We start from the raw sequence: 21,345 nt of genomic DNA, 5'->3' as shown, positions 1-21,345 counted from the left end.
ATCAGTTCACCTCGATTTGGCCATCCGGCTGGATTTCGCCCGACACCGTCGTGCGGGATGACAGGTTCATGACCCTGATCCGCTCGCCGGCGGCTCCCCGACCCAAAGCTCGGCCCTCCGCAGCAATGGTCAGGCCGTTCCGGGAAAACTTCAGCGTCACCAGGTCATTTCGGTCCACGATTGCCGGCGGGCCAACGTCAGATGGGCGAATCGGACGACCCGGATAGAGCGCTGTTCTTGCCTCTTTCCCGACCAACTGTTCCAAGGACCGGGCCGCACCGGCCACATCGCCCGGCTTGGTCTGCAGATCCGTTTCCGCGATGATTTCCTTGGGCCGGATCGTTCGGGTCGGCACGACGATATCGGCGAACGCGGAAAGCGGGCTGAGCAAACACAGGGAAAGAATCACCACCTTCATCAGCGCACCTGCGTCGTCGCGCCCATCATCTGATCGACGGCCGAGATCACCTTGGCGTTCATTTCGTATCCACGCTGTGCTTCGATCAGTTCGGTCACTTCGCGCACCGCATCCACCGAACTGTCTTCCAGATAGCCCTGCCGAAGCGTACCCAGACCATCTTCGCCCGGTGTTCCCACGATCGGCGCACCCGAGGCTTCGGTTTCCTTGAACAGGTTGCTGCCGATCGCTTCGAGCCCTTTGGCATTCGAAAAACTCGCCAGCGTGAACTCGCCCAATAACTGCCCTTCGGCGGTGTCGTCGAAATAGGCATAGACCTCGCCGGCGGCGTTGATCGAGATTGACCGGGCATCGTCCGGAATGGTGATTTCCGGTGCGACGGCGAACCCGTCCGACGTGACGATCAACCCTTCGGCCGAACGCTTGAGGCTGCCATCGCGGGTGTAGGCCGATTGCCCGTTGGGCAGCGTCACTTCCAGATATCCACGCCCTTCGATAGCGATGTCCAAATCGCTGCCCGTCGCCGAGAGCGCACCCTGGGCCAGTTGCACGGTGACCGCCGCCGGACGAACCCCCAAACCCAGTTGGATTCCCGTCGGCAAAACAGTTCCGTCCGAGGCGTTGACCGTTCCGGCCCGCGCCATCTGTTGATAGTGCAGATCCGCGAACTCGGCGCGCCGTGCGTTGTAGCCGGTGGTGTTCATGTTCGCCAGGTTGTTCGAGATCGTCTCAACCCGCATCTGCTGGGCCGACATTCCGGTCGCGGCAATCTTGAGAGCTCGCATTTCACATTCTCCTGCTGCTTGAGGTCAGCGCATCAAGGTTTTAAGGGCGCCGCGGACTCGGTCGTCCTCGGCCTCGAGAAAACTCTGGCCCAGTTCGTAGGCACGCTGAATCTCGATGAGCTTGGTAACCTGATCGATTGCATTGACATTCGACCCTTCGAGAAACCGGTTCAGCACCACTGGTTCCTCCACCGGCTCGACTTCGCCTTCAGGCCGAAACAGTGTACTGGCTTCGCGCACCAGCCGCGTCCCGTCCGTGGGGCGGTAGACCCCGATCTGGCCCAACAGCTGCCCATCGATGCTGAGCGTTCCATCGCCCCCGACATCGATCGTCGCTGCGTCGGGCGGAATGAAGACAGGCGCCCCGTTGCTATCCAGAACCCGATATCCGTCGGGGGTGACCAGATCTCCGTTGGCGTCGGGCGCAAAGCTGCCCGCGCGGGTCAGACGGTTGCCGGACGGGGTTTCGATCAGGAAGAAACCGTCACCCTCGATGGCAAAGTCGAACTGACCGCTAGTTTCCGTCAGAATCCCCTGCTGGAACGAAGTGTTGCGCACCTGCGCGCGACTCATGGACAGCGACGGGCCGCCCGACATATCCCGAACGAACTCGGAGAACACCAGCCCTTGCTGGCGATAGCCGGTGGTATTGGCGTTGGCGACGTTGTTCGCCACGATGCGCATTTCGCTCATCAACCCCGACTGCCGGGACAAAGTAACATAGGCGGTATCCATCAGCGGCCTCCTGCAATCAGCGGAACCAGTGTCGACGTGAAGAAGGTGACCAGCGTCTGGGTCATGAACCCCATCGAGATCCAGAAGACGATCACGATGGCCACCAGTTTCGGAACGAAGGTCAGTGTCATTTCCTGGATCGAGGTCAGCGCCTGGAACAGGCCGACCACCAGGCCGGTGACCAGCGCCACCGTCAGGATCGGAACCGAGGTGATCACCGCGATCCACAAGGCCTGGCGCACGATGTCATAGAACAAACCTTCGCTCAGCATGGCTCAGACCGGCATCCGAAGAATTTCCTGGTAGGCCTCGACCACCTTGTTGCGCACGACGACCGCCGTTTCCACGGCAAGTTCGGTCTGGGCCAAAGCCTGCACCAGCGCATGTGGATCCGCCTGGCCGACCATCGCGTCCTTCGCCACGCTTTCGCTGTGTTTCAGCGTCGCGGCAAAATCCTGGAAGGTGGCCCGCAACCCTTGCGCGGCGCCGGACCGCTCCGGGTCGGCCTGTGTGGCCGGACGGGCGTGAGCATAGTTCTGTGCGGCGTTGATCGTTCGGATATCCATTCTGGTCGTCCCTTATTTTCTCAGCAATTCCATCAGGCTGGATGACATCTGTCGCGCTTGGTCGAACATTTTCAGGTTGGCCTCGTAACTGCGCTGCGCTTCGCGCGCGTCAGCGATCTCGATCATCAGATCCACGTTCGACCCCTGATAGTGGCCGCTTGCATCCGCCAGCGGATGGCTGGGGTCATAGATCTGCGACAGCGCTTTCTGGTCCAGCTGGACGCGCCCGGTTCGGACCAGATCGACACCTTCGTCGTTCACCGCCTCGAACGAGACGGTCTTGCGGCGATAGCCCGGCGTGTCCGCGTTCGAGATGTTCTCGGACACATGCCGCAGCCGCGCCGACTGGGCCCGCAATGCGCTGGCCGTCACTTTGAGGGAATCCGAAAAATCACTCATGTCCCGCTCCTCATGCTTTGCCCAGGCTGGTGCGCAGGATGCCGATCGACGATTTGTAGATGGCCAGAGCCCGGTCATGCTGGCGCTTGACCTCGACGGCCTTCAGCATCTCCTCCTCAAGCGAGACGCCGTTGCCGTTGGGGTCGACGGCCCCCGCGCGGACCTGTTCGGCCCACAGCCTGCCATCCATACCCACGCCGTTCAGGTGGCCAGGCCGTGTGGCGACCATCGCCGGCGTGGATGACGTGTTTTCGAATGCTTTGGAAAACGGCTCGATATCGCGGGCCCGATAGCCGGGCGTATCCGCGTTGGCCATGTTGCGCGAGACCACGGCCTGCCGCTGACCGGCATGGGTTGCCATGGCGTACGCAACTTTAAAGACGTTCAGGTCCGAGAACATCGGGGCTTCTCCCTCGATCAATTTCAATCAAGGCTTAACCCCGATTCCTTTAGAAACCGTTTTCAGAAACCAGTTGGAGCCAACACCATGTCAGACCTCGATCCGTCGATCCTGAAGCCCCTGTTCGACCGGCTTTCACCGGCGCGGCGCATGGGTCTCGTCAACGGTGTCACCCGCGGAGTGATCGAAATCGAGGGTCTGGAGAACGCGGCCCGAATCGGTGACCACCTCACCTTGCAGCGGCAATCCGGTCCGGATCTGGCGGGTGAAGTGCTGCGGGTCGAAAGCGGCGTCGTTCACATGCTCCCCGCCGGCGCGCCCGATGGCGTCCGCCTGGGCGATCGCGTGTTTCTCGAGCCGACCCCGGTCTTTGCCCCCGGCATGCACTGGCTGGGCCGGGTCGTGGACCCGTTCGGGCAGCCGCTGGACGGCAAACCGCTGCTGCCGGGCACGACCCCACGCGACATCATGGCCGCGCCCCCGCCGGCGGTCGATCGCAAGCCGCTGGGTGAACGCATGGCATCCGGGCTGGCCGTTCTGAACACGGTTCTGCCCATCGTACGCGGGCAGCGCATCGGCTTGTTCGCGGGATCCGGTGTCGGCAAATCGACTTTGCTTGCCACCCTGGCCAGATCGATGCAGGCCGACGCGGTGGTCGTGGCCCTGGTCGGCGAGCGAGGTCGCGAGGTCAACGCGTTCGTCGAGGAGGCCCTCGGGGCGGACGGGCTGAAGAGATCGGTCGTCGTGGCCGCGACATCGGACCAGTCGGCCCTGGCCCGGCGCCGCTGCGCCTGGTCGGCCATGACCGTTGCCGAATATCTGCGCGATCAGGGGTTGAACGTTCTGTTTCTGGCGGATTCCGTCACCCGTTTTGCCGAAGCCCACCGCGAGATCGCCGCCGCCATGGGCGAGGCGCCATCGTTGCGCGGTTTCCCGCCCTCGACCACACCCCTGATCGCTGGCCTGTGCGAACGGGCCGGCCCCGGCACCGCGCAACAGGGGGACATCACCGCCGTTTTCAGCGTGCTGGTGGCCGGGTCAGACATGGACGAGCCGGTGGCCGACATCCTGCGCGGGGTTCTCGACGGCCACATCGTCCTGAGCCGCGAAATCGCGGAACGTGGACGTTTCCCGGCCATAGATCTCAGCCGCTCGGTGTCGCGGTCACTGCCGAACGCCGCAACGGACGAGGAGAACCGGATGATCGCCGAGACCCGCAGCCTGGTGGGCAGCTATGAACAGTCCGAGGTTATGATCAAGGCCGGGCTGTACACGCCGGGCACCGATCCCCTGCTGGATCAGGCGGTGCGCGCCCATGACGAGCTGGATGGCTTCTTCGCCAAGCCGGACCCCGACGGGATCCGAAACAGCTTTGACCGCCTGGCCGTCATCCTGCGCCGCGCCAAGGCCGGAACTGCGCTCTAACACTGAGATCGTTTCTTAGAATTTTAAGTGTTAAGCGGACCTTAAGCCCTGTCCGATAGTTCTGAACACCGGGTGAAAAAGGGTGGTGGAGATGGGTGCGCAAACGAATGCGCCGCCGATCATCATCAAGAAGAAGCGCGCATCAGGTGGCGATGGCCACCATGGCGGTGCCTGGAAAGTCGCGTATGCCGACTTTGTCACGGCGATGATGGCCTTCTTCATGTTGATGTGGCTGCTGAACGCAACGACCGAAAAACAACGCAAGGGACTGGCGGACTATTTCTCACCGACGATTCCGGTGCACCCGGTGTCGGGCGGTGGCGACGGCGCCTTCGGGGGCGAGAACATGTTTTCGGAGAAGACCATGGTGATGGATGGCTCCGGCGCAACGAACAAGAATCCGACCGAAGCGAAACGGGCCCGCGGATCGACCGGGGTCGATTCCCTTGGCGACGGGCGCGGCGCCTTCGAGGATTTTTCGACGCTCGAAGCGCAGTTGTTGGGCCGGGCCGGTGAGAGCCTGGTCTCGAAGAAGGCTCTCAAACACATCGTGACGCGGGTCACCGATGAAGGCCTGGTCGTCGAACTTTTCGCGACCGAGTCCGAACCGCTGTTCGAACCGGGTACCGACACGCCGACGCAGATGATGCGCGCGTTGATCCTGCTGGTCGCGCGGTCCTCGGATCTTGTGACCAACGCGATTGCGGTGGACGGCCATGTCCGATCTGCTCCGGTGGTTCTGGCCCAGGATCCTGCGTGGGATCTTTCCACGTCCCGCGCGCAGGCGGTCCGCAAATTGCTGCAGGACGATGGTGTCGATGCCCGCAGGCTGGACCGCGTGACCGGCCATGCCGACCGGGAACTGGCCGTCGAAAACCCGATGGCCCCGCGAAACGACCGGATCGAGATCGTGTTCCTGCGCGACCCATGACCGGAAATGATGCGTGGCATTTTACCTGTTAGCGCGCTGTTAAGGCCCGGCGCGTTAGCTGTTGCGGAAAGATTAGACGCAACAAAAGGGCGTGCCGATGACAATTTCTTCTTCGCTGAATGCCGGCGTGGCCGCATTGAAGGCCAATGCCAACCGGCTTGCGACCATTTCGGACAACATCGCCAACTCCTCGACCTACGGATACAAGCGGGTTGAAACGGATTTTCATTCCATGGTCACGTCCGGACAGGGCGGCAGCTATTCCGCCGGCGGCGTGCGCACGACCAGCCAGCGCCTGATCGACCAGCGCGGATCCCTCGTGACCACCAACAATTCCACCGATCTGGCCGTGCGAGGCCGCGGCATGCTGCCGGTTCGGTCCAGCTCTCAGATCGGCACATCGTCAAACGAGATGCTGCTGACCACGACCGGCTCGTTCCGGACCAATGCCGAAGGTTACCTTGTTACCGAATCGGGGCTGGTACTGCTGGGCTGGCGGGCCAATCCCGACGGTTCGATCCCCAACGTCTCACGCGACACGCCCGCCGCGCTGGAGCCGGTGCAACTGAGCGTCAATCAGCTGTCGGGCTCGCCAACGACCGAAATGAACCTGCGCATGAACCTGCCGGCAACGGCCACCGATGCTGGTGCGCCCGGCGATCCACAGCCCCTGTCGGTCGAATATTTCGACAACCTCGGCAAGCCCGAGACCGTGGATATCGAGCTTGTGCCGACCGTCCCGACCACTGGCTCCAGCAACCTATGGACGATGACCCTGCGGGATTCGGCTTCGGGCGGGGCGATCATCGGAGAATACGTTCTGACCTTCACCGACAGCCGCACCGCAGGCGGAACCCTGGCCAGCGTCACTGCGGTTTCGGGTGGGGCCTATGACCCCGCGACCGGAAGCTTCGTGGTCAACGTCGCGGGCGGGCCGATGGAGGTCAATGTCGGGCTGATCGGCGACCCTGACGGCATCACGCAATTGTCCGACACGTTCGCCCCGGTCTCGATCACGCGCGACGGTTCCGCCGTCGGCACGATGTCGAGCGTGCAGGTTGACGAAAATGGTTATGTCTATGCGCTGTACGATACAGGAGTGACGCGGCGGATGTACCAGATCCCGCTGGCGGATGTTCCAAACCCCAACGGCCTGACCGCGCTGGACAGCCAGACCTATGCCCCCTCGCGCGAAAGCGGCACCTATTTCCTTTGGAACGCGGGCGAGGGCCCGACCGGTGAACTGATTTCCTTTGCCCGTGAAGAATCGACGACCGATGTCGCCACCGAACTGACATCGATGATCCAGACGCAACGCGCCTATTCGTCCAGCGCCAAGGTGATCCAGACCGTGGACGAGATGCTTCAGGAAACCACGAACATCAAACGCTGAGCCTGACCTGAGCACCTGAAAGGAGCGGTCCCATGAGCATGTCAACGGCATTGAACAACGCCCTGGGCGGGCTGAGCGCGGCCAGCCGTGGCGCCGCCGTCGTATCCGGCAATATCGCCAACGCGCTGACCCCCGGCTATGCCAAGCGAACGCTGGAATTGGCCACAAGTCAAATCTCGGGAAACGGGGTGCAGGTTGTCGGTGTCACCCGGCACCACGACCCGGTTCTGGCCGCCAATCTTAGGGCAGCGGATGCCGATCTGGCACTGAATTCGGCCATCGCCGATTTTCACGCTGCTTTTGAAACGCTGGTCGGCAAACCCGGCGACGCGGCCTCGGTATCGGCGCGGCTGGTCGGCTTCGAAAACAGCCTGATCACTGCGGCCAGCAATCCCGGCTCGGCCGAGCGGTTGGATCAGGTCGCGCGCGCCGGCGACGATCTGGCCCGGGCCCTAAACGATGCGTCGGAGGGGCTGCGGGACATGCGATCCGATGCAGACCGCAAGATCGGAAGCTATGTCGATACGCTGAACGCCACTCTGAAGGACATCGAAGACCTGAATGCCCGTATTCCGGCCGTTCAGAACGCCGGCGGCGACATCAATGGCCTTCTTGACCGACGGCAGGTTCTGATCGACCAGGTCAACGAGCTGATTCCCGTGAACGTGGTGGCACGGGACAACAACCGCGTGTCCTTGTACTCGGACGGAGGCCTGATCCTTCTGGAAGGGCGCGCAGCCGAGTTCACGTTCACGACGACGGGCGACACCAAACCCCACATGACGATTGGCAACGGGCTGTTGTCCGGCCTCGAGATGAACGGGCAACCGGTCCGCACCAGCGGCGAAACCGCGCAGATTCGGGGCGGCGCTCTCATGGCTCAATTCCAGATCCGGGACGAGCTTTCGATCGAAGCGCAGGCCCAACTCGACGCCGTTGCTCAGGACTTGGTTGAACGCTTCGAAACGCCAGGCCTGGACCCGACGGCCCTAGCAACCGATCCTGGCCTGTTTACTGACGACGGGGCCCGGTACTCCGCAACCGCGCCCGCAGGATTGGCCTCGCGCCTTGAATTGAACGCCGCGGTCGATCCAGATGCAGGGGGGAACAGTTGGAAGCTGCGCGCGGGTCTGGGTGCCGCCGCCCCGAACAATCCCGGCGACGCCACGCAACTGCAGGCCTTCAGCGCAGCGCTGAACCAGGCGCGCCCGGTCTCCATGCCGGATTTCGGCACCGGCAATCTGCGCGCGGCCGAACTGTCCGAGGCGCTGCTGTCCAAGGCCGGCACGAATGCGCAAACGGCCCAGTCCCGTCAGACCTATGCGGCCAGCTTACACCAGCAGATGGAACAGTTGGTCGCGGAACAAGGCGTGGACAGCGACGCCGAGTTGCAGCGGATGATGCAGATCGAACAGGCCTATGCCGCCAACGCCCGGATCATCTCGGTCGTCGATGAACTGATGGAAATGCTGCTGAGGATGTGAACATGACATTGAATGCCATCGGCGATCTGGCGCGCGGCCTGACCCTTAGGACCCGCAGCACCGAGATCAAGTCGCAGATTGAAACGCTTTCCTACGAAATGTCTACCGGCCAGGCGGCGGATATTTCCGGCCGGCTCGGCGGAGACTATTCTCACCTTTTGGATCTGGACCGGAAAATCGCGCAGCTGGGCGCTTTCTCGGTTGCCACCTCCGAGGCCCGCCTGTTCTCGGACGCAATGCAGCAGAGCCTATCGACATTCAGCGATTCGCTGGGCGAAGTATCCAGGTCTCTTCTGGCGTTCGGCACGTCGAACCAAGCCGTGACGCATGCCCAGGCCGCGGATCAGGCGCGCAATGAGCTGGACAGCATGATCTCGGCGCTAAATACGCGGGCCGGGGGGCGCAGCCTGTTCGCCGGCATCGCCACGGACGCCACGCCGCTGGAATCAGCCGAAACCCTTCTGAGCGCGCTGCGCACGCAACTGGCCGGCTTGACAACTCTGGCCGACATTCGCCAGGCCGCCCAGACCTGGTTCAACGATCCAGTCGGCTTCGAAGCGGTCATGTACCGCGGGTCGAATGCGACATTGGCGCCGATGCAGGTCTCGGAAACCGAGAGGGTCGAATTGCCGTTTACGGCAAACGATCCAGCCATGCGCGATGCCTTGCGCGATGTTGCGGTGGCAGCGTTGGCCTCGGATCCCAGCCTGGGTTGGCCACCGACCCTGCAGACCGCCTTGTTCACTGAACTTGGGGTCGATCTGGCCAACGCAAAAGACGATACGACGACGATGCGTGCCCAGGTCGGCGCGGTCGAGGCCCGGATCGAACAGGCCGCGACGCGCAACTCGGCCGCCAAGACCAGTTTCGAGTACGCCAGAAACGAAATCGTGGCGGCGGACCCTTACGAAACTGCCGCCAAGTTGCAGACCGTCCAGTTCCAGCTCGAGAGCCTCTATTCGGTCACCGTCCGCAATTCAAACCTTTCACTGGTGAACTTCCTGAGATGAGACTCCTGGCTTTTGTTTTGATGCTGCTTCCTTCCGTTGCATTCTCGGGTGCCGTGCGCCTCAAGGATCTGGTCGATTTCGATGGAGTGCGCGGCAACGATCTGGTGGGGTACGGCCTGGTCGTCGGGCTGAACGGCACCGGGGACGGTTTGCGCAATTCCCCGTTCACCGAAGAGATCATGTCGAACATTCTCGAACGGTTGGGCGTCAACGTGAATGGCGAGGATTTTCGGCCAAAGAACGTGGCCGCGGTTCTGGTGACCGCGACACTGCCCCCGTTTTCGAGAGTCGGAAGCCAAATCGATGTCACGGTTTCGGCCATTGGCGATTCCAAAAGCCTTCTGGGCGGGACCCTTGTGATGACCCCGCTGAACGCCGCCGACGGACAGATCTACGCGGTGGCCCAGGGGACGGTGCTGGCCGGTGGAGCCGTGGCCGAGGGCGAGGCCGCATCCGTCACCCGAGGAGTGCCGACGTCGGGTGTGATACCCTCGGGTGCCCGGGTCGAACGCGAAATCGACTTCCAGCTCTCGGGCCTGACGCAACTGCGCCTTGCTCTTCGCGAGCCGGACTTCACGACCGCCGGCCGCATCGAGGCGGCGATCAACCGCGAGTTCAACCGCCCGGTCGCGATCATGCGCGATTCCGGCACCGTCGAGCTGAGCATCGCCGAAACCCGCGCCGCATCGACCGCCCATGCGATCGGTCAGATCGAAAACATCCTGATCGAGCCCGAGTCCAAGGCACGGGTCGTCGTGGACCAGCGTTCGGGAACCATCGTCATGGGGCAGGATGTCCGCATTTCACGTGTTGCCGTCTCGCAGGGCAACCTGACCTTGCGGGTCGAGGAGGCCCCGATTGTCGTTCAACCCAACCCCTTCGCCGAGGGTCGGACCGTCGTGGTTCCGCGCACCGTTGCCGGGCTTGAGGAAGAGGAAGGCACTAGCTTGGCCGAGATACCAGAGGCCACGACCCTGTCCGAGGTGGTCGCGGGCCTCAATGCACTGGGCGTTTCACCGCGCGACATGATCGACATTCTGAAAACTATCAAGGCCGCGGGCGCGCTCCATGCCGAATTCGTCGTCAGATGAACTCTGCCGGTTCTCCTGTCGCGCCGACACCGCTGGACTGATCGAACCCTATTTCGATTTCCGTCCCTCCCACCAGCGACGCAGGCCGGAACGCCGTTCCTCGATCGCGTCGCCCACGGCATAAAGCCCATCCTCGGCTTGCTCAAGCAAAGGGTCTATCCGCGCTTCGCGGAACCGCCGCCAGCGTACCCAGATTGCCCAAACGAGGCCAAAGAAGACTGTCAGGAAGACAATGTTGAACCAGGGGATGATCCGCACGTCGGGGCCTTCGACATCTTTGATCGAGATGGCATTCGGAAAGATCGTAAGAAACTCGTTCCGCCATCCGTAGTGGGTCACGACGACCCATTCCGGATCGTCCTTTGAAGAAATCGCATCATTGGCTTCGGTATACAGGTTCGCGGTATCGAACTTGAAATAGGGCGGCCACCCCCACCCTGTGTCCTCATTTCGGTAGACGATCGGCCTGCCGTTCGCCCGCACGGCCTGAATGAACTGGACATCCCTGCTCGAGAGGTTGGTAGATTGATCCTCTGGCTCGGACCAGAACATGCGTGTCCAATCGTTCAGATCCTGCCGCTCTTCATAGGTGTTCACGATGCGCACGATGTCATGCTGCGGCAGGGCATAGTGAAGAATGGCGCCGACAGTGGCCCAAAAAACCACGATGATTGCCCATTTGGCATAGACCATTCCCAAGACCTCACAAGTAGTTCACGACATAGATTACGGCAGCGATGGCGACCCAGGGTACAATATAGACGCCGAGGATCAATTTGCGGCGGAAAGACCTGTCATAGGCCCTCAGTCCACGTTCGACGAAAGCCTCCTTGCCGCCCGTCTTTCCCTTTTCGTCCCACCTTTCCTCAAGCTTGCGTCGACGGGCCCGTCGCGCATACAGCGACAGCACCGTATAAGCAATCGTCTGTACCACGAGCAGACCGACAAACAGGCGCAAAGCTCCGATCATTTCACCCTTTCCCGCCCGCAACCCGTGCCGACACCAGGCCGCCTGTCCCCTCGGCTCCCGAACGAACTGTGCAGCACCCGATCCGGCATTGTCCACCGCATTTCGCGGTTCCGTACGCCGCACTGAATTCGTATTTTTGATCAAATCTGGATTGATCGACTCGTGCCGGTGGCGCTAGACATGACCAGCGCCACCTGTTTGGGTATGCGCAAACCCTATCCCTGCGCCGGAGACCGCCCCATGCTGGACACCACGACCGACCTGAAATCGCTGTTGAAGAACCCCGACCTTTTGGTCACCAAGGCCTATATCGGCGGTCAATGGGTCGATGGTGACAACGGCACCTTTGTTGTCACCAACCCGGCCCGCGGCGACGTGATCGCCGAAGTCGCGGATGTCAGCCGCGCCCAGGTGGCTGGCGCAATCGCCCAGGCCGAGGCGGCACAGAAGGAATGGGCCAAGCTGACCGGCAAGGAACGCGCCGCGATCCTGCGCCGGTGGTTCGACCTGATGATGGAAAACGCCGAGGACCTTGGCAAGATCCTGACCGCCGAACAGGGCAAACCCCTGGCCGAGGCGGTGGGCGAAATCGCCTATGGCGCTTCTTTCATCGAATTCTTCGGCGAAGAGGCCAAGCGGGTCTATGGCGAGACCATCCCCGGCCATCAGCGCGACAAACGGATCATGGTGCTGAAACAGCCGATCGGGGTGGCGGCCTCGATCACGCCGTGGAACTTCCCCAACGCGATGATAACACGCAAGGCAGGCCCGGCACTGGCCGCCGGCTGCGCCTTTGTCGCGCGCCCGGCCACCGAAACGCCCCTGTCGGCGCTGGTGCTGGCGCTGCTGGCCGAACAGGCCGGCATTCCGGCGGGCGTGTTCAACGTGGTCCCCTCGACGCAGGCCAGCGAGATCGGCAAGGAGTTCTGCGAGAACCCCGGTGTGCGCAAGCTGACCTTTACCGGCTCGACCGAGGTGGGCCGGATCCTGCTGCGCCAGGCCGCGGACCAGGTCATGAAATGCTCGATGGAACTGGGCGGCAACGCACCGTTCATCGTGTTCGACGACGCCGATCTGGATGCCGCCGTCGAAGGCGCGATGCTATGCAAGTTCCGCAACAACGGCCAGACCTGCGTCTGCGCCAACCGCATCTATGTGCAGGCCGGTGTCTATGACGCCTTTGCCGCCAAGCTCAAGGCCGCGGTCGAGGCATTGAAAATCGGCGACGGCCTGTCCGAAGGAACAACGACCGGTCCGCTGATCAGCGACGAGGCGGTGGCAAAGGTGCAGGAGCACATCGCCGACGCCAAGGCCAATGGCGGCGCGATCCTGACCGGTGGCCTGCCGCACGATCTGGGCGGCACCTTCTTTCAGCCCACGATCATCACCAACGTGACCCAGGACATGAAGGTCGCGCAGGAAGAGACCTTTGGCCCGCTGGCGCCCCTGTTCAAATTCGAGGACGAGGACGAGGTGATCGCGATGGCCAATGACACGATCTTCGGCCTCGCCTCGTATTTCTACGCCAAGGATCTGAGCCGCGTGTACAAGGTGGCCGAGGCGCTGGAATACGGCATCGTCGGCATCAACACCGGTATCATCAGCTCGGAACTGGGGCCGTTCGGCGGCGTCAAGCAATCCGGCCTGGGCCGTGAAGGCAGCCATCACGGCATCGACGAATATCTCGAGATGAAATACATCTGCATGGCGGTCTGACCGAACCGGCCATGACACGAAGGGCGCCCGGCGGCGCCCTTTTTCTTCCGACAATCGAAAAACCCCACGCTCCGAAGGAACGCGGGGCTGGCGATAATCGAGGGAGGAAGCGATTATCGGATCGGTCGGTTGCCGCCTCAGTTCACGGGCTTGGCGTCGACCACATCCTTTTCGATGGCCTTGGCCGAGGTGATCGCGATCCGGCGCGGCTTCAGCGCCTCCGGCACCTCGCGTTTCAGGTCGATATGCAGCATACCGTTTTCTAGGCTGGCGCCGGTTACGCGGACATGATCGGCCAAGGCGAAACGGCGTTCGAAGGCACGGGTGGCGATGCCACGGTGCAGATAGGTACGCTCCTTGTCGTCAGCGGCCTTCTTGCCGGCCACGACCAACGCGTTTTCCTTCACTTCGACCGATAGGTCATCTTCGCCAAAACCGGCGACGGCCAGCGAGATGCGATAGGTGTCGGCATCGGTCTTTTCGATGTTGTAGGGGGGATAGCTGGGTTGTGACACTTCGCTGGTCAGAACCCGGTCCATGATATCGGCGATCTGATCAAAGCCGATGGTTGCACGATGCAACGGTGCAAAATCAAAACTGCGCATTGTCGTCATCCTCATGTCAGAGCGATCTACGATTTGCCCTCCATCCGGACGGGCGGTGATGTTCAACGGGCCCCGATATGGCGGCCCGCCAGACATGAGATGGGAAGCGGTTCGGCGCGGTTCAAGACCCGCCCGGGCGGATGAATTTCGCGCCCGAGCCGGATTTGCCCGAGCCGACCTGCAGCCGCTTGATCGAGGCCTTGGGCTGCGGCGCATCACGCCGCAGGATCGCCTTCAGGTCCGTCACGATCCCCGACAATTCCATTCCAAAGCCGATCTTACCCCGACCGTCGTTGCCCACGGCCGAAACGACCGACAGGATCTGCCAGCGCGGCCCGTTGCGGGCCAGAATGGCCGACCCGGACGATCCGAAGGTGATGTCGCAGTTGAAGGTGATCAAGCCCTGCCGCCGCTCGAGGATCCGGCAGGACCGCTCGCGCGTGATCGCCTCGGACCGGCCCCGGCCATAGGATGCGATGCTGATCTCGTTTCCGGCCACCCGGCCGCTGTGCAGGGCAAAGGGGTTGGCGATGCCATAGGGGATGGGCTCGTCCAGCCGCATCAGGGCCACGTCGGCGCGCACGCTTTCCGCTGACAGTCCGGCCCTAGGGTCGTAATCGGGATGCGCGGCGATCTGCACTACCTTGCGTTCGGCCAGCGCGTGGCCATTGCTGAGGCCCGCGCGAAACGTGACCTCGCCCGGCGCATAGGGCTGTCCGGTGGTTCGGTCCATCGCGCAGTGGGCTGCGGTCAGCACCAGATCCTGCGCGATCAAGGTTCCGGTGCAGAACGACCGGGTTCCGATATCCAGTCGCCCGATCGCCTCCCAGCCGTACAGGTCGTCGCGGTCGGTCAGGCGGCGTTTGCCGCTGTCCTGGGCCAGCGCGGCGCCTGCCAGGACACCCAGGCAAAGCGCTGCCCTGAAAATCGCCCCGATCATGGCCGCACGAACCTTGCGCCCAGGTTCTTGCCCGCGCCCGCCGCGCTGCCCGACAGGCCAAAGCCCCGCCCCGCGGACAGTTCCGCCTGCAATACCTCAAGCGACTCTTCCAACGCCGTGCCCAGCGCCACGCGCTTTCCTTCCAGTTCTGCCTTGGCTGAAACGACCGACACGATGCGTGGGTGATCGCCCGAGAAGGAAAAGATCGGCGCCCCCGAGGCGCCGAAATCCACATCGCAGGACATCACCAGAACCCCGGATTGCCGCGCCATGACCGAGCAGACCTCTTGCAGCGAGGGGGCCTCGGCGCGGTCATGCGCATAGGACACGACACCGACGTCCTCGCCGCGCGACGGGCGATAGCCGGTCTCGAAAGGAATGACAGCGGTGTTGCGGATGGGCTGCCACAGCTCGATCAGCGCGATGTCATGGCGCACACGGGTGACGGTGGCCCTGCCGTCATAGTCATAATCGGGGTGGATTACCGCCTGCCGCGCCGCACGATAGGCCGAGGCCCGCCCCCGCCGCCAACCGGCCAGAAACTCGATTCGCGACGGGTCGATCCGTTGGCGCGTGGCCTTGTCGAATAGGCAATGCGCCGCGGTCAGGACAAGAGTCGGGGAAATCAGCGCACCGGTGCAGAACCCGGTGCCGTCGATGTCCAGCCGCCCGACCGCCATCCAATCGCGCCCCGCCTCCGAGGTCTCGAGGCTTTGCAGCCCGGTATCCTGCGCCATGGCCGCCATCGGCAAGACACACAGCGCAATCGCCCTTATCCATCTGCGCACGCGGTTCTCCGGCTGTTTGGTTTCGGGCCATGGTGGTACGCGCCGCGTTTGGCGAAAATAGGGCAGGGCCGAGCCACGGCGATTCCTCCATCGACTGATGCGCCGGCGCACCAGGCCCGCTCACCGCAGGATCGGCACCGTATCCGCAGGCTGTCCGGCCCGGTTCAGCGCGGGAGGCCGAGGCCCGCCCGTGGCCCAATCCAACAGCTCGACCGTATGCACGATGGGCAGTCGGGTGCCCGACCCGATCTGCATCATGCAGCCGATATTCCCGGCCGCGATCAGATCGGGGTTCTTGGCCTCCAACGTGCGCACCTTGCGCTGTTTCAGCTTGGCCGAGATCTCGGGCTGCATCAGGTTGTAGGTGCCCGCGCTGCCACAGCACAGGTGGCTGTCGGCGGGTTCGACCACCGAGAACCCCGCCTTTTTCAGCAGATCCTTGGGATAGGTTTTGATCTGCTGCCCGTGTTGCAGCGAGCAGGCCGCGTGATAGGCCACCGTCAGCCCCTTGTCATCGCCCTGCGGCAAGTCCAGCTGCATCAGGATTTCGCTGACATCCATGGCAATGCCCGACACCCGCGCCGCGTCCTCGGCCAGCGGGTCGTTGCGGAACATGTGCCCATAATCCTTGACGGTGGTGCCGCAGCCCGAGGTGTTGATGACGATCGCATCCAGCCCCTTGCCGTCCATCTCGCGCGTCCAGGCGCGGATATTGGCGGCGGCGGTGTCATGGCTTTCGCGGGTCTTGCCCATGTGATGGGTCAACGCCCCGCAACAGCCGGCGCCCTCGGCCACAACGACCTCGCAGCCCAGCCGGGTCAGCAGGCGGATCGTGGCATCGTTGATGTCGGTGTTCAGCGCCTTTTGCGCACAGCCCGTCATTAGAGCCACGCGTTTGATCGCCTGCCCCTTGGGCGCAAAGCTTTGGGGGTCGTCATTGCGGCTGACCGGCGGGATGTGTTTCGGCGCCATGTCCAGCATCGCCTTCAGGCGCGCGTCGGGCATCAGAAAGCGGAACGGCCGCCCCAGCTTGGCCCCGATCAGCGCCCAGCGGAACCGCATCGGATAGGGCAGGATCCGTGCCAGAACCCACCGCAACGCCCGGTCCGAGAAGGGTCGCTTGTACCGGTTTTCGATATATTCGCGGGCGTGATCGACCAGATGCATGTAATGCACGCCCGACGGGCAGGTCGTCATGCAGGCCAGGCAGGACAGGCAGCGATCGATATGCTTGACGGTCTTTTCATCCGGCACACGCTCGTTTTCCAGCATGTCCTTGATCAGGTAGATGCGCCCGCGGGGGCTGTCCAATTCGTCGCCCAACACCTGATAGGTCGGGCAGGTGGCGGTGCAGAACCCGCAATGCACGCAGTTGCGCAAAATCTCGTTTGCGCGGCGGGTGCCGGGGTCTTTCAACTGGTCTTCGGTGAATGTGGTCTGCATCGCCCTATCCCATCAGCCCGGGGTTGAACACGCCGCGCGGGTCGAATTTCTGTCGAATCCCCTGTGTCAGAGCCGCAATGCCCTGCGGTTCCGGCTGAAACCGGCCTAGCCGGGCAAAAGTATCGGCCCCGGCCCGCACCAGCGTGGCGTGGCCGGAAAACGCGCCGATGCGCGCGCGCAGGTCGGTGCCTGCGGGCACCAGCGCCCAGATCAGCCCCCCGCCCCAGTCGAACAAGGTCCGATCGGCCTCGGCCCGCGCGGCGATTTCGGGCGCATCCCCGGGTTTGACCGAGATCCGCCAGACATCGCCTGGCGTGTCGGCAAAATCGACCGCATCGCGGATCCTCTGCCACAGCTCAGCCGATGGCTCGACCAGATCAACCGCGCCAAACTGGCCCAGCAGGTCCTGCAGGCGCCCGGTGCGATACGAGACGGACGCAGCAAACCCCTCGATCCGGATCAAGGCGCGCTGCTGCTGCGGATCATAGGCTGCTCCGGAGACTTCAAAGGGTGATTTCAGCGCCTCAGACAGGATGCGAACCGCAGTCGCGGCGTCCTTAGCGGGTACGGCCAGCGTCGCGCTGGCCTCGGGTTTGGGCAGCACCTTCAGCGACACCTCGGTCAGCACGCCCAGCGTGCCCCAGGACCCGGCCATCAGCTTGACCAGGTCATAGCCGGTGACGTTCTTCATCACCCGGCCGCCATTCTTGATGATCTGCCCTCGCCCGTCGACAAAGCGCACGCCCAACAGGAAATCGCGGCAGGCCCCGGCCTGGATCCGGCGCGGCCCCGAGACGTTGGCGGCCACGACACCGCCGATCGTGGGCGCGCCCGAGGACCCCAGCAGGCCGCGATGGTCCATCGGCTCGAATGCCAGTTGCTGACCTTCTGCCTCCAATGCCGCCTCGATCTCGGCCAGCGGCGTTCCGGCCTGCGCCACAAGCGTCAGCGCCCCCGGCTCGTAAAGGGTGATCCCGCGCAGCCCCTCGGTGCCCAGCACCCGGTCGGGGCTGGTCACACCGCGCGTGCCGCCACCGAGAACGCGTATCGGTTCGTTCAGGCCGGTCACGATTTCGGCCAGTTCAGACTCTGATTCAGGTCTCATTGCGAGGTCCGTTCTGTCTTGGGATTCATTCCGCCGCCATCGGCACGACGCGTCGGTCCGCGCTGGCATCCAGCGGGAACACCTTGGCGGGGTTCAGCAGCCATTTCGGGTCGAACACGTCCTTGACGGCCATCTGCGCCTCAAGGTCCTGAGGCGCGTATTGATGATGCATCAGGTCGCGCTTTTCGATGCCCACCCCATGCTCGCCGGTCAGGCAGCCGCCGGCATCCACGCACAGTTTCAGGATCTCGGCCCCGAAGGCCTCGCATTTTTCCAGATCGCCGGGCTTGTTCGCATCGAACAGAATCAGCGGGTGCATGTTGCCGTCGCCGGCGTGGAAAACATTGCCCACGGGCAGGCCAAACTCTTTGCTCAGTTCGCCGATGCGGCGCAGCACGTCCGGCAGGGCCGACACCGGGATCGTGCCGTCCAGGCACATATAGTCGTTGATCTGCCCCATCGCACCAAAGGCCGATTTCCGACCCAGCCAGATGCGGGCGCTTTCCTCGGCCGACTGGCTTTCGCGCAGCTCGACCGGGTTGTGGCGTTTGGCGATCTCGACGATCTTGGCCAACTGGCTGTCAATCTCGGCGTCCGAGCCCTCGACCTCGACGATCAGCAGCGCCTCGCAGTTCGGATAGCCGGCATGGGCAAAATTCTCGCAGGCCTCGATGCACAGCCGGTCCATGAACTCGATCGCCACGGGCAGGATGCCGGATTTGATGATGTCCGAAACGCATTCGCCCGCCACCGCATTGTCATCAAAACCCATCAGGACCGGGCGCGCGCCCTCGGGCTTGCGCAGGATGCGCAGCGTCGCCTCGGTGACGACCCCCAGCTGCCCTTCCGAGCCGCAGATCACGCCCAACAGGTCCAGCCCGCCGCAATCCAGATGCGCGCCGCCGATCTCGACCACGCGGCCATCCATCAGCACCATGGTCACGCCCAGCAGGTTGTTGGTGGTCACGCCGTATTTCAGGCAATGCGCCCCGCCCGAATTCATCGCGATATTGCCCGCGATGGCGCAGGCCAGCTGCGACGACGGATCGGGCGCATAGAAGAAATCCTGCTCCTCGACCGCGCCGGTGACGCTTAGATTGGTGCGGCCGGTCTGCACGCGGATGAAGCGGTTGTCATAGTCGACCTCAAGCACCTCGTTCATGCGGGCCACGCCCAGGATCACGCAATCGGCGGTGGGCAGCGCCCCACCGGCCAGCGAGGTCCCAGCCCCGCGCGGCACGACCGGCACGCCTTCGTCATGGCAGATGCGCAGAATGTCCGAGACCTCCTGCGTCGAGGACGGCAGAACCGCGATCATCGGCGCGCATTTGTAGGCGGTCAGGGCGTCGCACTCATAGGCGCGGGTTTCGGCCGGGTCCGCGATGATGGCATCTTCGGGCAGGACCTGCCGCAGACGGGCAAGCACGTTAGCCTTGCGGGCCAGAACGTCGGGGTTGGGCTTTGGCATGTCCATGGCGGGTCCTCCAGTTTGGTAAAATAATATTACCAATTTCTGCATCTGGCAAGTTGCCTTCGTCGGACGTACTGTCGCGCCATGACATTGACCGACCGCGCCCTGCTGTTTTCGCCCCTGGACTACGCCGCCGTCCTGTTGTTGTTGATCGCGTGGCAATGGATGGGCTGGCGGATCGAGAACCCCGCGCCCGGCAAGCGCTCGGTCGCGGTGATGATGGACGAATTCCGCCGCTGCTGGATGCGCGAAATGGTGACCCGCCAGCCCCGCATGTTCGACGCCCAGGTCGTGGGCACGATGCGTCAGGGCAGCACGTTCTTTGCCTCGACCACAATGATCGCCATCGGGGGCGGTTTGGCCCTTCTGGGCAATACCGAACGGCTGTCGGGCGTCGCCAAGGATCTGGCCATCGGCAGCGCGCCGGCCATGGTGTGGGAGGTCAAGATCCTGACCGTGCTGCTGTTTTTGTCGAATGCCTTTCTGAAATACGTCTGGGCGCACCGGCTGTTCGGCTACTGCGCGGTGCTGATGGCGGCGGTGCCGAACGACCCCGAGGATCCGCAGGCCTATCCCCGCGCGGCGCAGGCGGCCGAGATCTGCGTGACCGCCGCGCGCAGCTTCAACCGTGCCCTGCGCGCCACCTATTTCGCGCTGGCTTCGCTGGCCTGGATCCTGGGCCCAATCGCGCTGATCATCGGCACGCTTCTGACGCTGGGAGTCCTGTACCGGCGCGAGTTTGCCTCGCATTCCCGCGCGATCCTGCTGAGCCTGCCGCCGGACACGCAGACGTGATCGCGCCCCGCCCGATCAGACCCTAGACTGGCGAAATGCGACACCTGATCCCCTGCCTGTTTCTGGCCGCCCCGGCCCTCGCCGACCCGCCGACGGTCGAAAATGTCACCGCGACGCGCACGGGTAAGACCTGGCGATTCGACGTGACCATCCGCCATCCCGATACCGGGTGGGACCACTATGCCGATGGCTGGCGCGTTCTGGCAATGGACGGGACCGAGTTGGGGATGCGAGTGCTGCATCACCCGCACGAGACCGAGCAGCCCTTTACCCGGTCGCTGGGCGGAGTCGCGATCCCCGAAGGCGCGAGCCAGGTTCAGGTGCAGGCCCGGTGCAGTGTCGATGGCTGGAACGCGGACACCACGCTTGTGATGTTGGAATAATCGTCAGAACACGCCCAGCGACAGCCCGGCGCCAAGCGCGGCGCCGATCTCGCGGCATTTGTCCAGTTCATCCTCGGGGATGGTCTTTTCCGCCAATATCGCCTCGGGCGTCTGGGCATGGGTGCAGACAATGAGGGGCGGCTGCACCTCTTTCAGGCGCCAACCGGTGGTGATGCGCGCCAGTTGCCGCGCCGCGTTCTGACCGTCGGACCCGGCGCAGATCATCTGCGCATAGGGCCGCCCCTCGATCCTGCCCAGAACCGGGTAGTAGCAGCGGTCGAAGAAATCCTTCATGACGCCTGACAGCGCCGCCAGGTTCTCGGGCGCGCAAAAGACGTATCCGTCGGCCGCCAACAGATCGTCGGACCCCGCCTGCGCGGCGGGCTTCAGGCTGACCTCGGCCTCGGCGCTGGCCGCCTGTGCGGCCGCCTCGGCCATCTGTCGGCTGCCGCCGGTGCGCGAATGGTAGACGATCAGTAGACGGGCCACAGC

Annotated in this window: 25 protein-coding genes; 9 read left to right on the top strand and 16 right to left on the bottom strand. The window is 63.4% G+C overall.

Annotated features, from left to right (window positions below; genetic code table 11):
- Position 1 precedes the first annotated feature (1 nt).
- From flgA to AC2FMD_RS09335, 7 genes are read right to left on the bottom strand one after another with little or no spacing between them, the layout of a single operon-like run.
- Positions 2–418 carry a flagellar basal body P-ring formation chaperone FlgA gene (flgA, locus tag AC2FMD_RS09365; protein WP_496741403.1) on the bottom strand — a complete coding sequence of 139 codons (417 nt, stop codon included), beginning with the start codon at positions 416–418 and terminating at the stop codon, positions 2–4.
- Entirely contained in the window at positions 418–1,203 is a 786-nt protein-coding gene (gene flgG, locus AC2FMD_RS09360) for a flagellar basal-body rod protein FlgG (RefSeq protein ID WP_496680495.1), read from the bottom strand. The genes flgA and flgG overlap by 1 nt, the downstream gene beginning before the upstream one ends.
- Before the next feature lie 24 nt (positions 1,204–1,227).
- The gene (locus tag AC2FMD_RS09355) at positions 1,228–1,938 is read right to left on the bottom strand and encodes a flagellar hook-basal body complex protein (RefSeq protein WP_496741401.1); all 711 of its coding nucleotides are present in this window, start codon (positions 1,936–1,938) and stop codon (positions 1,228–1,230) included.
- Positions 1,938–2,210: a flagellar biosynthetic protein FliQ gene (locus AC2FMD_RS09350; protein ID WP_496712736.1), complete on the bottom strand. Its 273-nt coding sequence runs from the start codon at positions 2,208–2,210 to the stop codon at positions 1,938–1,940. Before AC2FMD_RS09350 ends, AC2FMD_RS09355 begins: the two co-directional genes overlap by 1 nt.
- A gap of 3 nt (positions 2,211–2,213) precedes the next feature.
- The gene (fliE, locus tag AC2FMD_RS09345) at positions 2,214–2,504 is read right to left on the bottom strand and encodes a flagellar hook-basal body complex protein FliE (protein ID WP_149775969.1); all 291 of its coding nucleotides are present in this window, start codon (positions 2,502–2,504) and stop codon (positions 2,214–2,216) included.
- A 12-nt stretch (positions 2,505–2,516) separates the two neighbouring features.
- Complete coding sequence (gene flgC / locus AC2FMD_RS09340; protein ID WP_496680499.1) at positions 2,517–2,903, bottom strand: flagellar basal body rod protein FlgC; 387 nt, start codon at positions 2,901–2,903, stop codon at positions 2,517–2,519.
- Between the two features lie 10 nt (positions 2,904–2,913).
- The gene (locus AC2FMD_RS09335) at positions 2,914–3,303 is read right to left on the bottom strand and encodes a FlgB family protein (RefSeq protein WP_496680501.1); all 390 of its coding nucleotides are present in this window, start codon (positions 3,301–3,303) and stop codon (positions 2,914–2,916) included.
- A gap of 87 nt (positions 3,304–3,390) precedes the next feature.
- Between AC2FMD_RS09335 and AC2FMD_RS09330 the strand changes: the two genes are divergently transcribed.
- The 6 genes from AC2FMD_RS09330 to AC2FMD_RS09305 all read left to right on the top strand — a co-directional run bounded on the left by AC2FMD_RS09330 (position 3,391) and on the right by AC2FMD_RS09305 (position 10,637).
- Positions 3,391–4,728: a FliI/YscN family ATPase gene (locus AC2FMD_RS09330; RefSeq protein ID WP_496794953.1), complete on the top strand. Its 1,338-nt coding sequence runs from the start codon at positions 3,391–3,393 to the stop codon at positions 4,726–4,728.
- A gap of 91 nt (positions 4,729–4,819) precedes the next feature.
- Positions 4,820–5,659: a flagellar motor protein MotB gene (locus AC2FMD_RS09325; RefSeq protein WP_496680505.1), complete on the top strand. Its 840-nt coding sequence runs from the start codon at positions 4,820–4,822 to the stop codon at positions 5,657–5,659.
- Positions 5,660–5,756: 97 nt separating this feature from the next.
- Entirely contained in the window at positions 5,757–7,052 is a 1,296-nt protein-coding gene (locus tag AC2FMD_RS09320; protein WP_496687488.1) for a flagellar hook protein FlgE, read from the top strand.
- 32 nt (positions 7,053–7,084) lie between these two features.
- On the top strand, positions 7,085–8,536 hold the full coding sequence (flgK, locus tag AC2FMD_RS09315; protein WP_496743564.1) for a flagellar hook-associated protein FlgK: 1,452 nt from the start codon (positions 7,085–7,087) through the stop codon (positions 8,534–8,536).
- A gap of 2 nt (positions 8,537–8,538) precedes the next feature.
- Positions 8,539–9,546: a flagellin gene (locus AC2FMD_RS09310; protein WP_496743565.1), complete on the top strand. Its 1,008-nt coding sequence runs from the start codon at positions 8,539–8,541 to the stop codon at positions 9,544–9,546.
- Positions 9,543–10,637, top strand: a complete 1,095-nt coding sequence (locus AC2FMD_RS09305; RefSeq protein ID WP_496680513.1) for a flagellar basal body P-ring protein FlgI — start codon at positions 9,543–9,545, stop codon at positions 10,635–10,637. Before AC2FMD_RS09310 ends, AC2FMD_RS09305 begins: the two co-directional genes overlap by 4 nt.
- 48 nt (positions 10,638–10,685) lie before the next feature.
- Here the strand turns inward: AC2FMD_RS09305 and AC2FMD_RS09300 are convergent, their stop codons facing one another.
- Both AC2FMD_RS09300 and AC2FMD_RS09295 read right to left on the bottom strand, forming a co-directional pair.
- Positions 10,686–11,330 (bottom strand): DUF1523 family protein, encoded by a 645-nt coding sequence (locus AC2FMD_RS09300; protein ID WP_496712725.1) that lies wholly within the window; start codon positions 11,328–11,330, stop codon positions 10,686–10,688.
- Between the two features lie 10 nt (positions 11,331–11,340).
- On the bottom strand, positions 11,341–11,607 hold the full coding sequence (locus tag AC2FMD_RS09295) for a hypothetical protein (protein ID WP_496680516.1): 267 nt from the start codon (positions 11,605–11,607) through the stop codon (positions 11,341–11,343).
- A gap of 240 nt (positions 11,608–11,847) precedes the next feature.
- On the opposite strand from AC2FMD_RS09295, the gene AC2FMD_RS09290 reads away from it, so the two are divergent.
- Entirely contained in the window at positions 11,848–13,323 is a 1,476-nt protein-coding gene (locus tag AC2FMD_RS09290) for an NAD-dependent succinate-semialdehyde dehydrogenase (RefSeq protein ID WP_496687668.1), read from the top strand.
- 137 nt (positions 13,324–13,460) lie between these two features.
- On the opposite strand, the gene AC2FMD_RS09285 is transcribed toward AC2FMD_RS09290, so the two are convergent.
- From AC2FMD_RS09285 to AC2FMD_RS09260, 6 genes are all read right to left on the bottom strand, one after another.
- A complete protein-coding gene (locus AC2FMD_RS09285; protein WP_005979400.1) occupies positions 13,461–13,928 on the bottom strand; it encodes an Hsp20 family protein in 468 nt (155 codons plus the stop codon).
- Between the two features lie 121 nt (positions 13,929–14,049).
- The gene (locus tag AC2FMD_RS09280) at positions 14,050–14,868 is read right to left on the bottom strand and encodes a trypsin-like serine peptidase (protein WP_496743352.1); all 819 of its coding nucleotides are present in this window, start codon (positions 14,866–14,868) and stop codon (positions 14,050–14,052) included.
- Positions 14,865–15,656 carry a trypsin-like serine peptidase gene (locus tag AC2FMD_RS09275; protein WP_496680520.1) on the bottom strand — a complete coding sequence of 264 codons (792 nt, stop codon included), beginning with the start codon at positions 15,654–15,656 and terminating at the stop codon, positions 14,865–14,867. Before AC2FMD_RS09275 ends, AC2FMD_RS09280 begins: the two co-directional genes overlap by 4 nt.
- A 120-nt stretch (positions 15,657–15,776) precedes the next feature.
- The gene (glcF, locus tag AC2FMD_RS09270) at positions 15,777–17,099 is read right to left on the bottom strand and encodes a glycolate oxidase subunit GlcF (RefSeq protein ID WP_496743350.1); all 1,323 of its coding nucleotides are present in this window, start codon (positions 17,097–17,099) and stop codon (positions 15,777–15,779) included.
- Between the two features lie 4 nt (positions 17,100–17,103).
- Positions 17,104–18,204 carry an FAD-binding protein gene (locus tag AC2FMD_RS09265; RefSeq protein WP_496743349.1) on the bottom strand — a complete coding sequence of 367 codons (1,101 nt, stop codon included), beginning with the start codon at positions 18,202–18,204 and terminating at the stop codon, positions 17,104–17,106.
- Positions 18,205–18,229: 25 nt separating this feature from the next.
- Entirely contained in the window at positions 18,230–19,678 is a 1,449-nt protein-coding gene (locus tag AC2FMD_RS09260; RefSeq protein WP_496743347.1) for an FAD-linked oxidase C-terminal domain-containing protein, read from the bottom strand.
- An 81-nt stretch (positions 19,679–19,759) separates the two neighbouring features.
- On the opposite strand from AC2FMD_RS09260, the gene AC2FMD_RS09255 reads away from it, so the two are divergent.
- Positions 19,760–20,470, top strand: a complete 711-nt coding sequence (locus AC2FMD_RS09255) for a DUF599 domain-containing protein (RefSeq protein WP_496743345.1) — start codon at positions 19,760–19,762, stop codon at positions 20,468–20,470.
- A 35-nt stretch (positions 20,471–20,505) separates the two neighbouring features.
- On the top strand, positions 20,506–20,853 hold the full coding sequence (locus AC2FMD_RS09250) for a hypothetical protein (protein WP_496687467.1): 348 nt from the start codon (positions 20,506–20,508) through the stop codon (positions 20,851–20,853).
- Positions 20,854–20,856: 3 nt separating this feature from the next.
- Here AC2FMD_RS09250 and AC2FMD_RS09245 read toward each other — a convergent pair whose 3' ends face one another.
- Positions 20,857–21,342, bottom strand: a complete 486-nt coding sequence (locus AC2FMD_RS09245; RefSeq protein ID WP_496687465.1) for a flavodoxin family protein — start codon at positions 21,340–21,342, stop codon at positions 20,857–20,859.
- Positions 21,343–21,345 lie beyond the last annotated feature (3 nt).

The sequence above is a fragment of the Ruegeria sp. BHSC276 genome (genome assembly GCF_059612945.1).
The sequence above is the reverse complement of the archived record's forward strand: the minus strand, read 5'-3'. Positions and strand labels throughout refer to the sequence as shown.

What these genes read in the sequence shown, in the direction of transcription:
- flgA (WP_496741403.1), bottom strand. Translation starts at nt 418, where the DNA reads ATGAAGGTGGTGATTCTTTCCCTGTGTTTGCTCAGCCCGCTTTCCGCG.
- flgG (WP_496680495.1), bottom strand. Translation starts at nt 1,203, where the DNA reads ATGCGAGCTCTCAAGATTGCCGCGACCGGAATGTCGGCCCAGCAGATG.
- AC2FMD_RS09355 (WP_496741401.1), bottom strand. Translation starts at nt 1,938, where the DNA reads ATGGATACCGCCTATGTTACTTTGTCCCGGCAGTCGGGGTTGATGAGC.
- AC2FMD_RS09350 (WP_496712736.1), bottom strand. Translation starts at nt 2,210, where the DNA reads ATGCTGAGCGAAGGTTTGTTCTATGACATCGTGCGCCAGGCCTTGTGG.
- fliE (WP_149775969.1), bottom strand. Translation starts at nt 2,504, where the DNA reads ATGGATATCCGAACGATCAACGCCGCACAGAACTATGCTCACGCCCGT.
- flgC (WP_496680499.1), bottom strand. Translation starts at nt 2,903, where the DNA reads ATGAGTGATTTTTCGGATTCCCTCAAAGTGACGGCCAGCGCATTGCGG.
- AC2FMD_RS09335 (WP_496680501.1), bottom strand. Translation starts at nt 3,303, where the DNA reads ATGTTCTCGGACCTGAACGTCTTTAAAGTTGCGTACGCCATGGCAACC.
- AC2FMD_RS09330 (WP_496794953.1), top strand. Translation starts at nt 3,391, where the DNA reads ATGTCAGACCTCGATCCGTCGATCCTGAAGCCCCTGTTCGACCGGCTT.
- AC2FMD_RS09325 (WP_496680505.1), top strand. Translation starts at nt 4,820, where the DNA reads ATGGGTGCGCAAACGAATGCGCCGCCGATCATCATCAAGAAGAAGCGC.
- AC2FMD_RS09320 (WP_496687488.1), top strand. Translation starts at nt 5,757, where the DNA reads ATGACAATTTCTTCTTCGCTGAATGCCGGCGTGGCCGCATTGAAGGCC.
- flgK (WP_496743564.1), top strand. Translation starts at nt 7,085, where the DNA reads ATGAGCATGTCAACGGCATTGAACAACGCCCTGGGCGGGCTGAGCGCG.
- AC2FMD_RS09310 (WP_496743565.1), top strand. Translation starts at nt 8,539, where the DNA reads ATGACATTGAATGCCATCGGCGATCTGGCGCGCGGCCTGACCCTTAGG.
- AC2FMD_RS09305 (WP_496680513.1), top strand. Translation starts at nt 9,543, where the DNA reads ATGAGACTCCTGGCTTTTGTTTTGATGCTGCTTCCTTCCGTTGCATTC.
- AC2FMD_RS09300 (WP_496712725.1), bottom strand. Translation starts at nt 11,330, where the DNA reads ATGGTCTATGCCAAATGGGCAATCATCGTGGTTTTTTGGGCCACTGTC.
- AC2FMD_RS09295 (WP_496680516.1), bottom strand. Translation starts at nt 11,607, where the DNA reads ATGATCGGAGCTTTGCGCCTGTTTGTCGGTCTGCTCGTGGTACAGACG.
- AC2FMD_RS09290 (WP_496687668.1), top strand. Translation starts at nt 11,848, where the DNA reads ATGCTGGACACCACGACCGACCTGAAATCGCTGTTGAAGAACCCCGAC.
- AC2FMD_RS09285 (WP_005979400.1), bottom strand. Translation starts at nt 13,928, where the DNA reads ATGCGCAGTTTTGATTTTGCACCGTTGCATCGTGCAACCATCGGCTTT.
- AC2FMD_RS09280 (WP_496743352.1), bottom strand. Translation starts at nt 14,868, where the DNA reads ATGATCGGGGCGATTTTCAGGGCAGCGCTTTGCCTGGGTGTCCTGGCA.
- glcF (WP_496743350.1), bottom strand. Translation starts at nt 17,099, where the DNA reads ATGCAGACCACATTCACCGAAGACCAGTTGAAAGACCCCGGCACCCGC.
- AC2FMD_RS09265 (WP_496743349.1), bottom strand. Translation starts at nt 18,204, where the DNA reads ATGAGACCTGAATCAGAGTCTGAACTGGCCGAAATCGTGACCGGCCTG.
- AC2FMD_RS09260 (WP_496743347.1), bottom strand. Translation starts at nt 19,678, where the DNA reads ATGGACATGCCAAAGCCCAACCCCGACGTTCTGGCCCGCAAGGCTAAC.
- AC2FMD_RS09255 (WP_496743345.1), top strand. Translation starts at nt 19,760, where the DNA reads ATGACATTGACCGACCGCGCCCTGCTGTTTTCGCCCCTGGACTACGCC.
- AC2FMD_RS09250 (WP_496687467.1), top strand. Translation starts at nt 20,506, where the DNA reads ATGCGACACCTGATCCCCTGCCTGTTTCTGGCCGCCCCGGCCCTCGCC.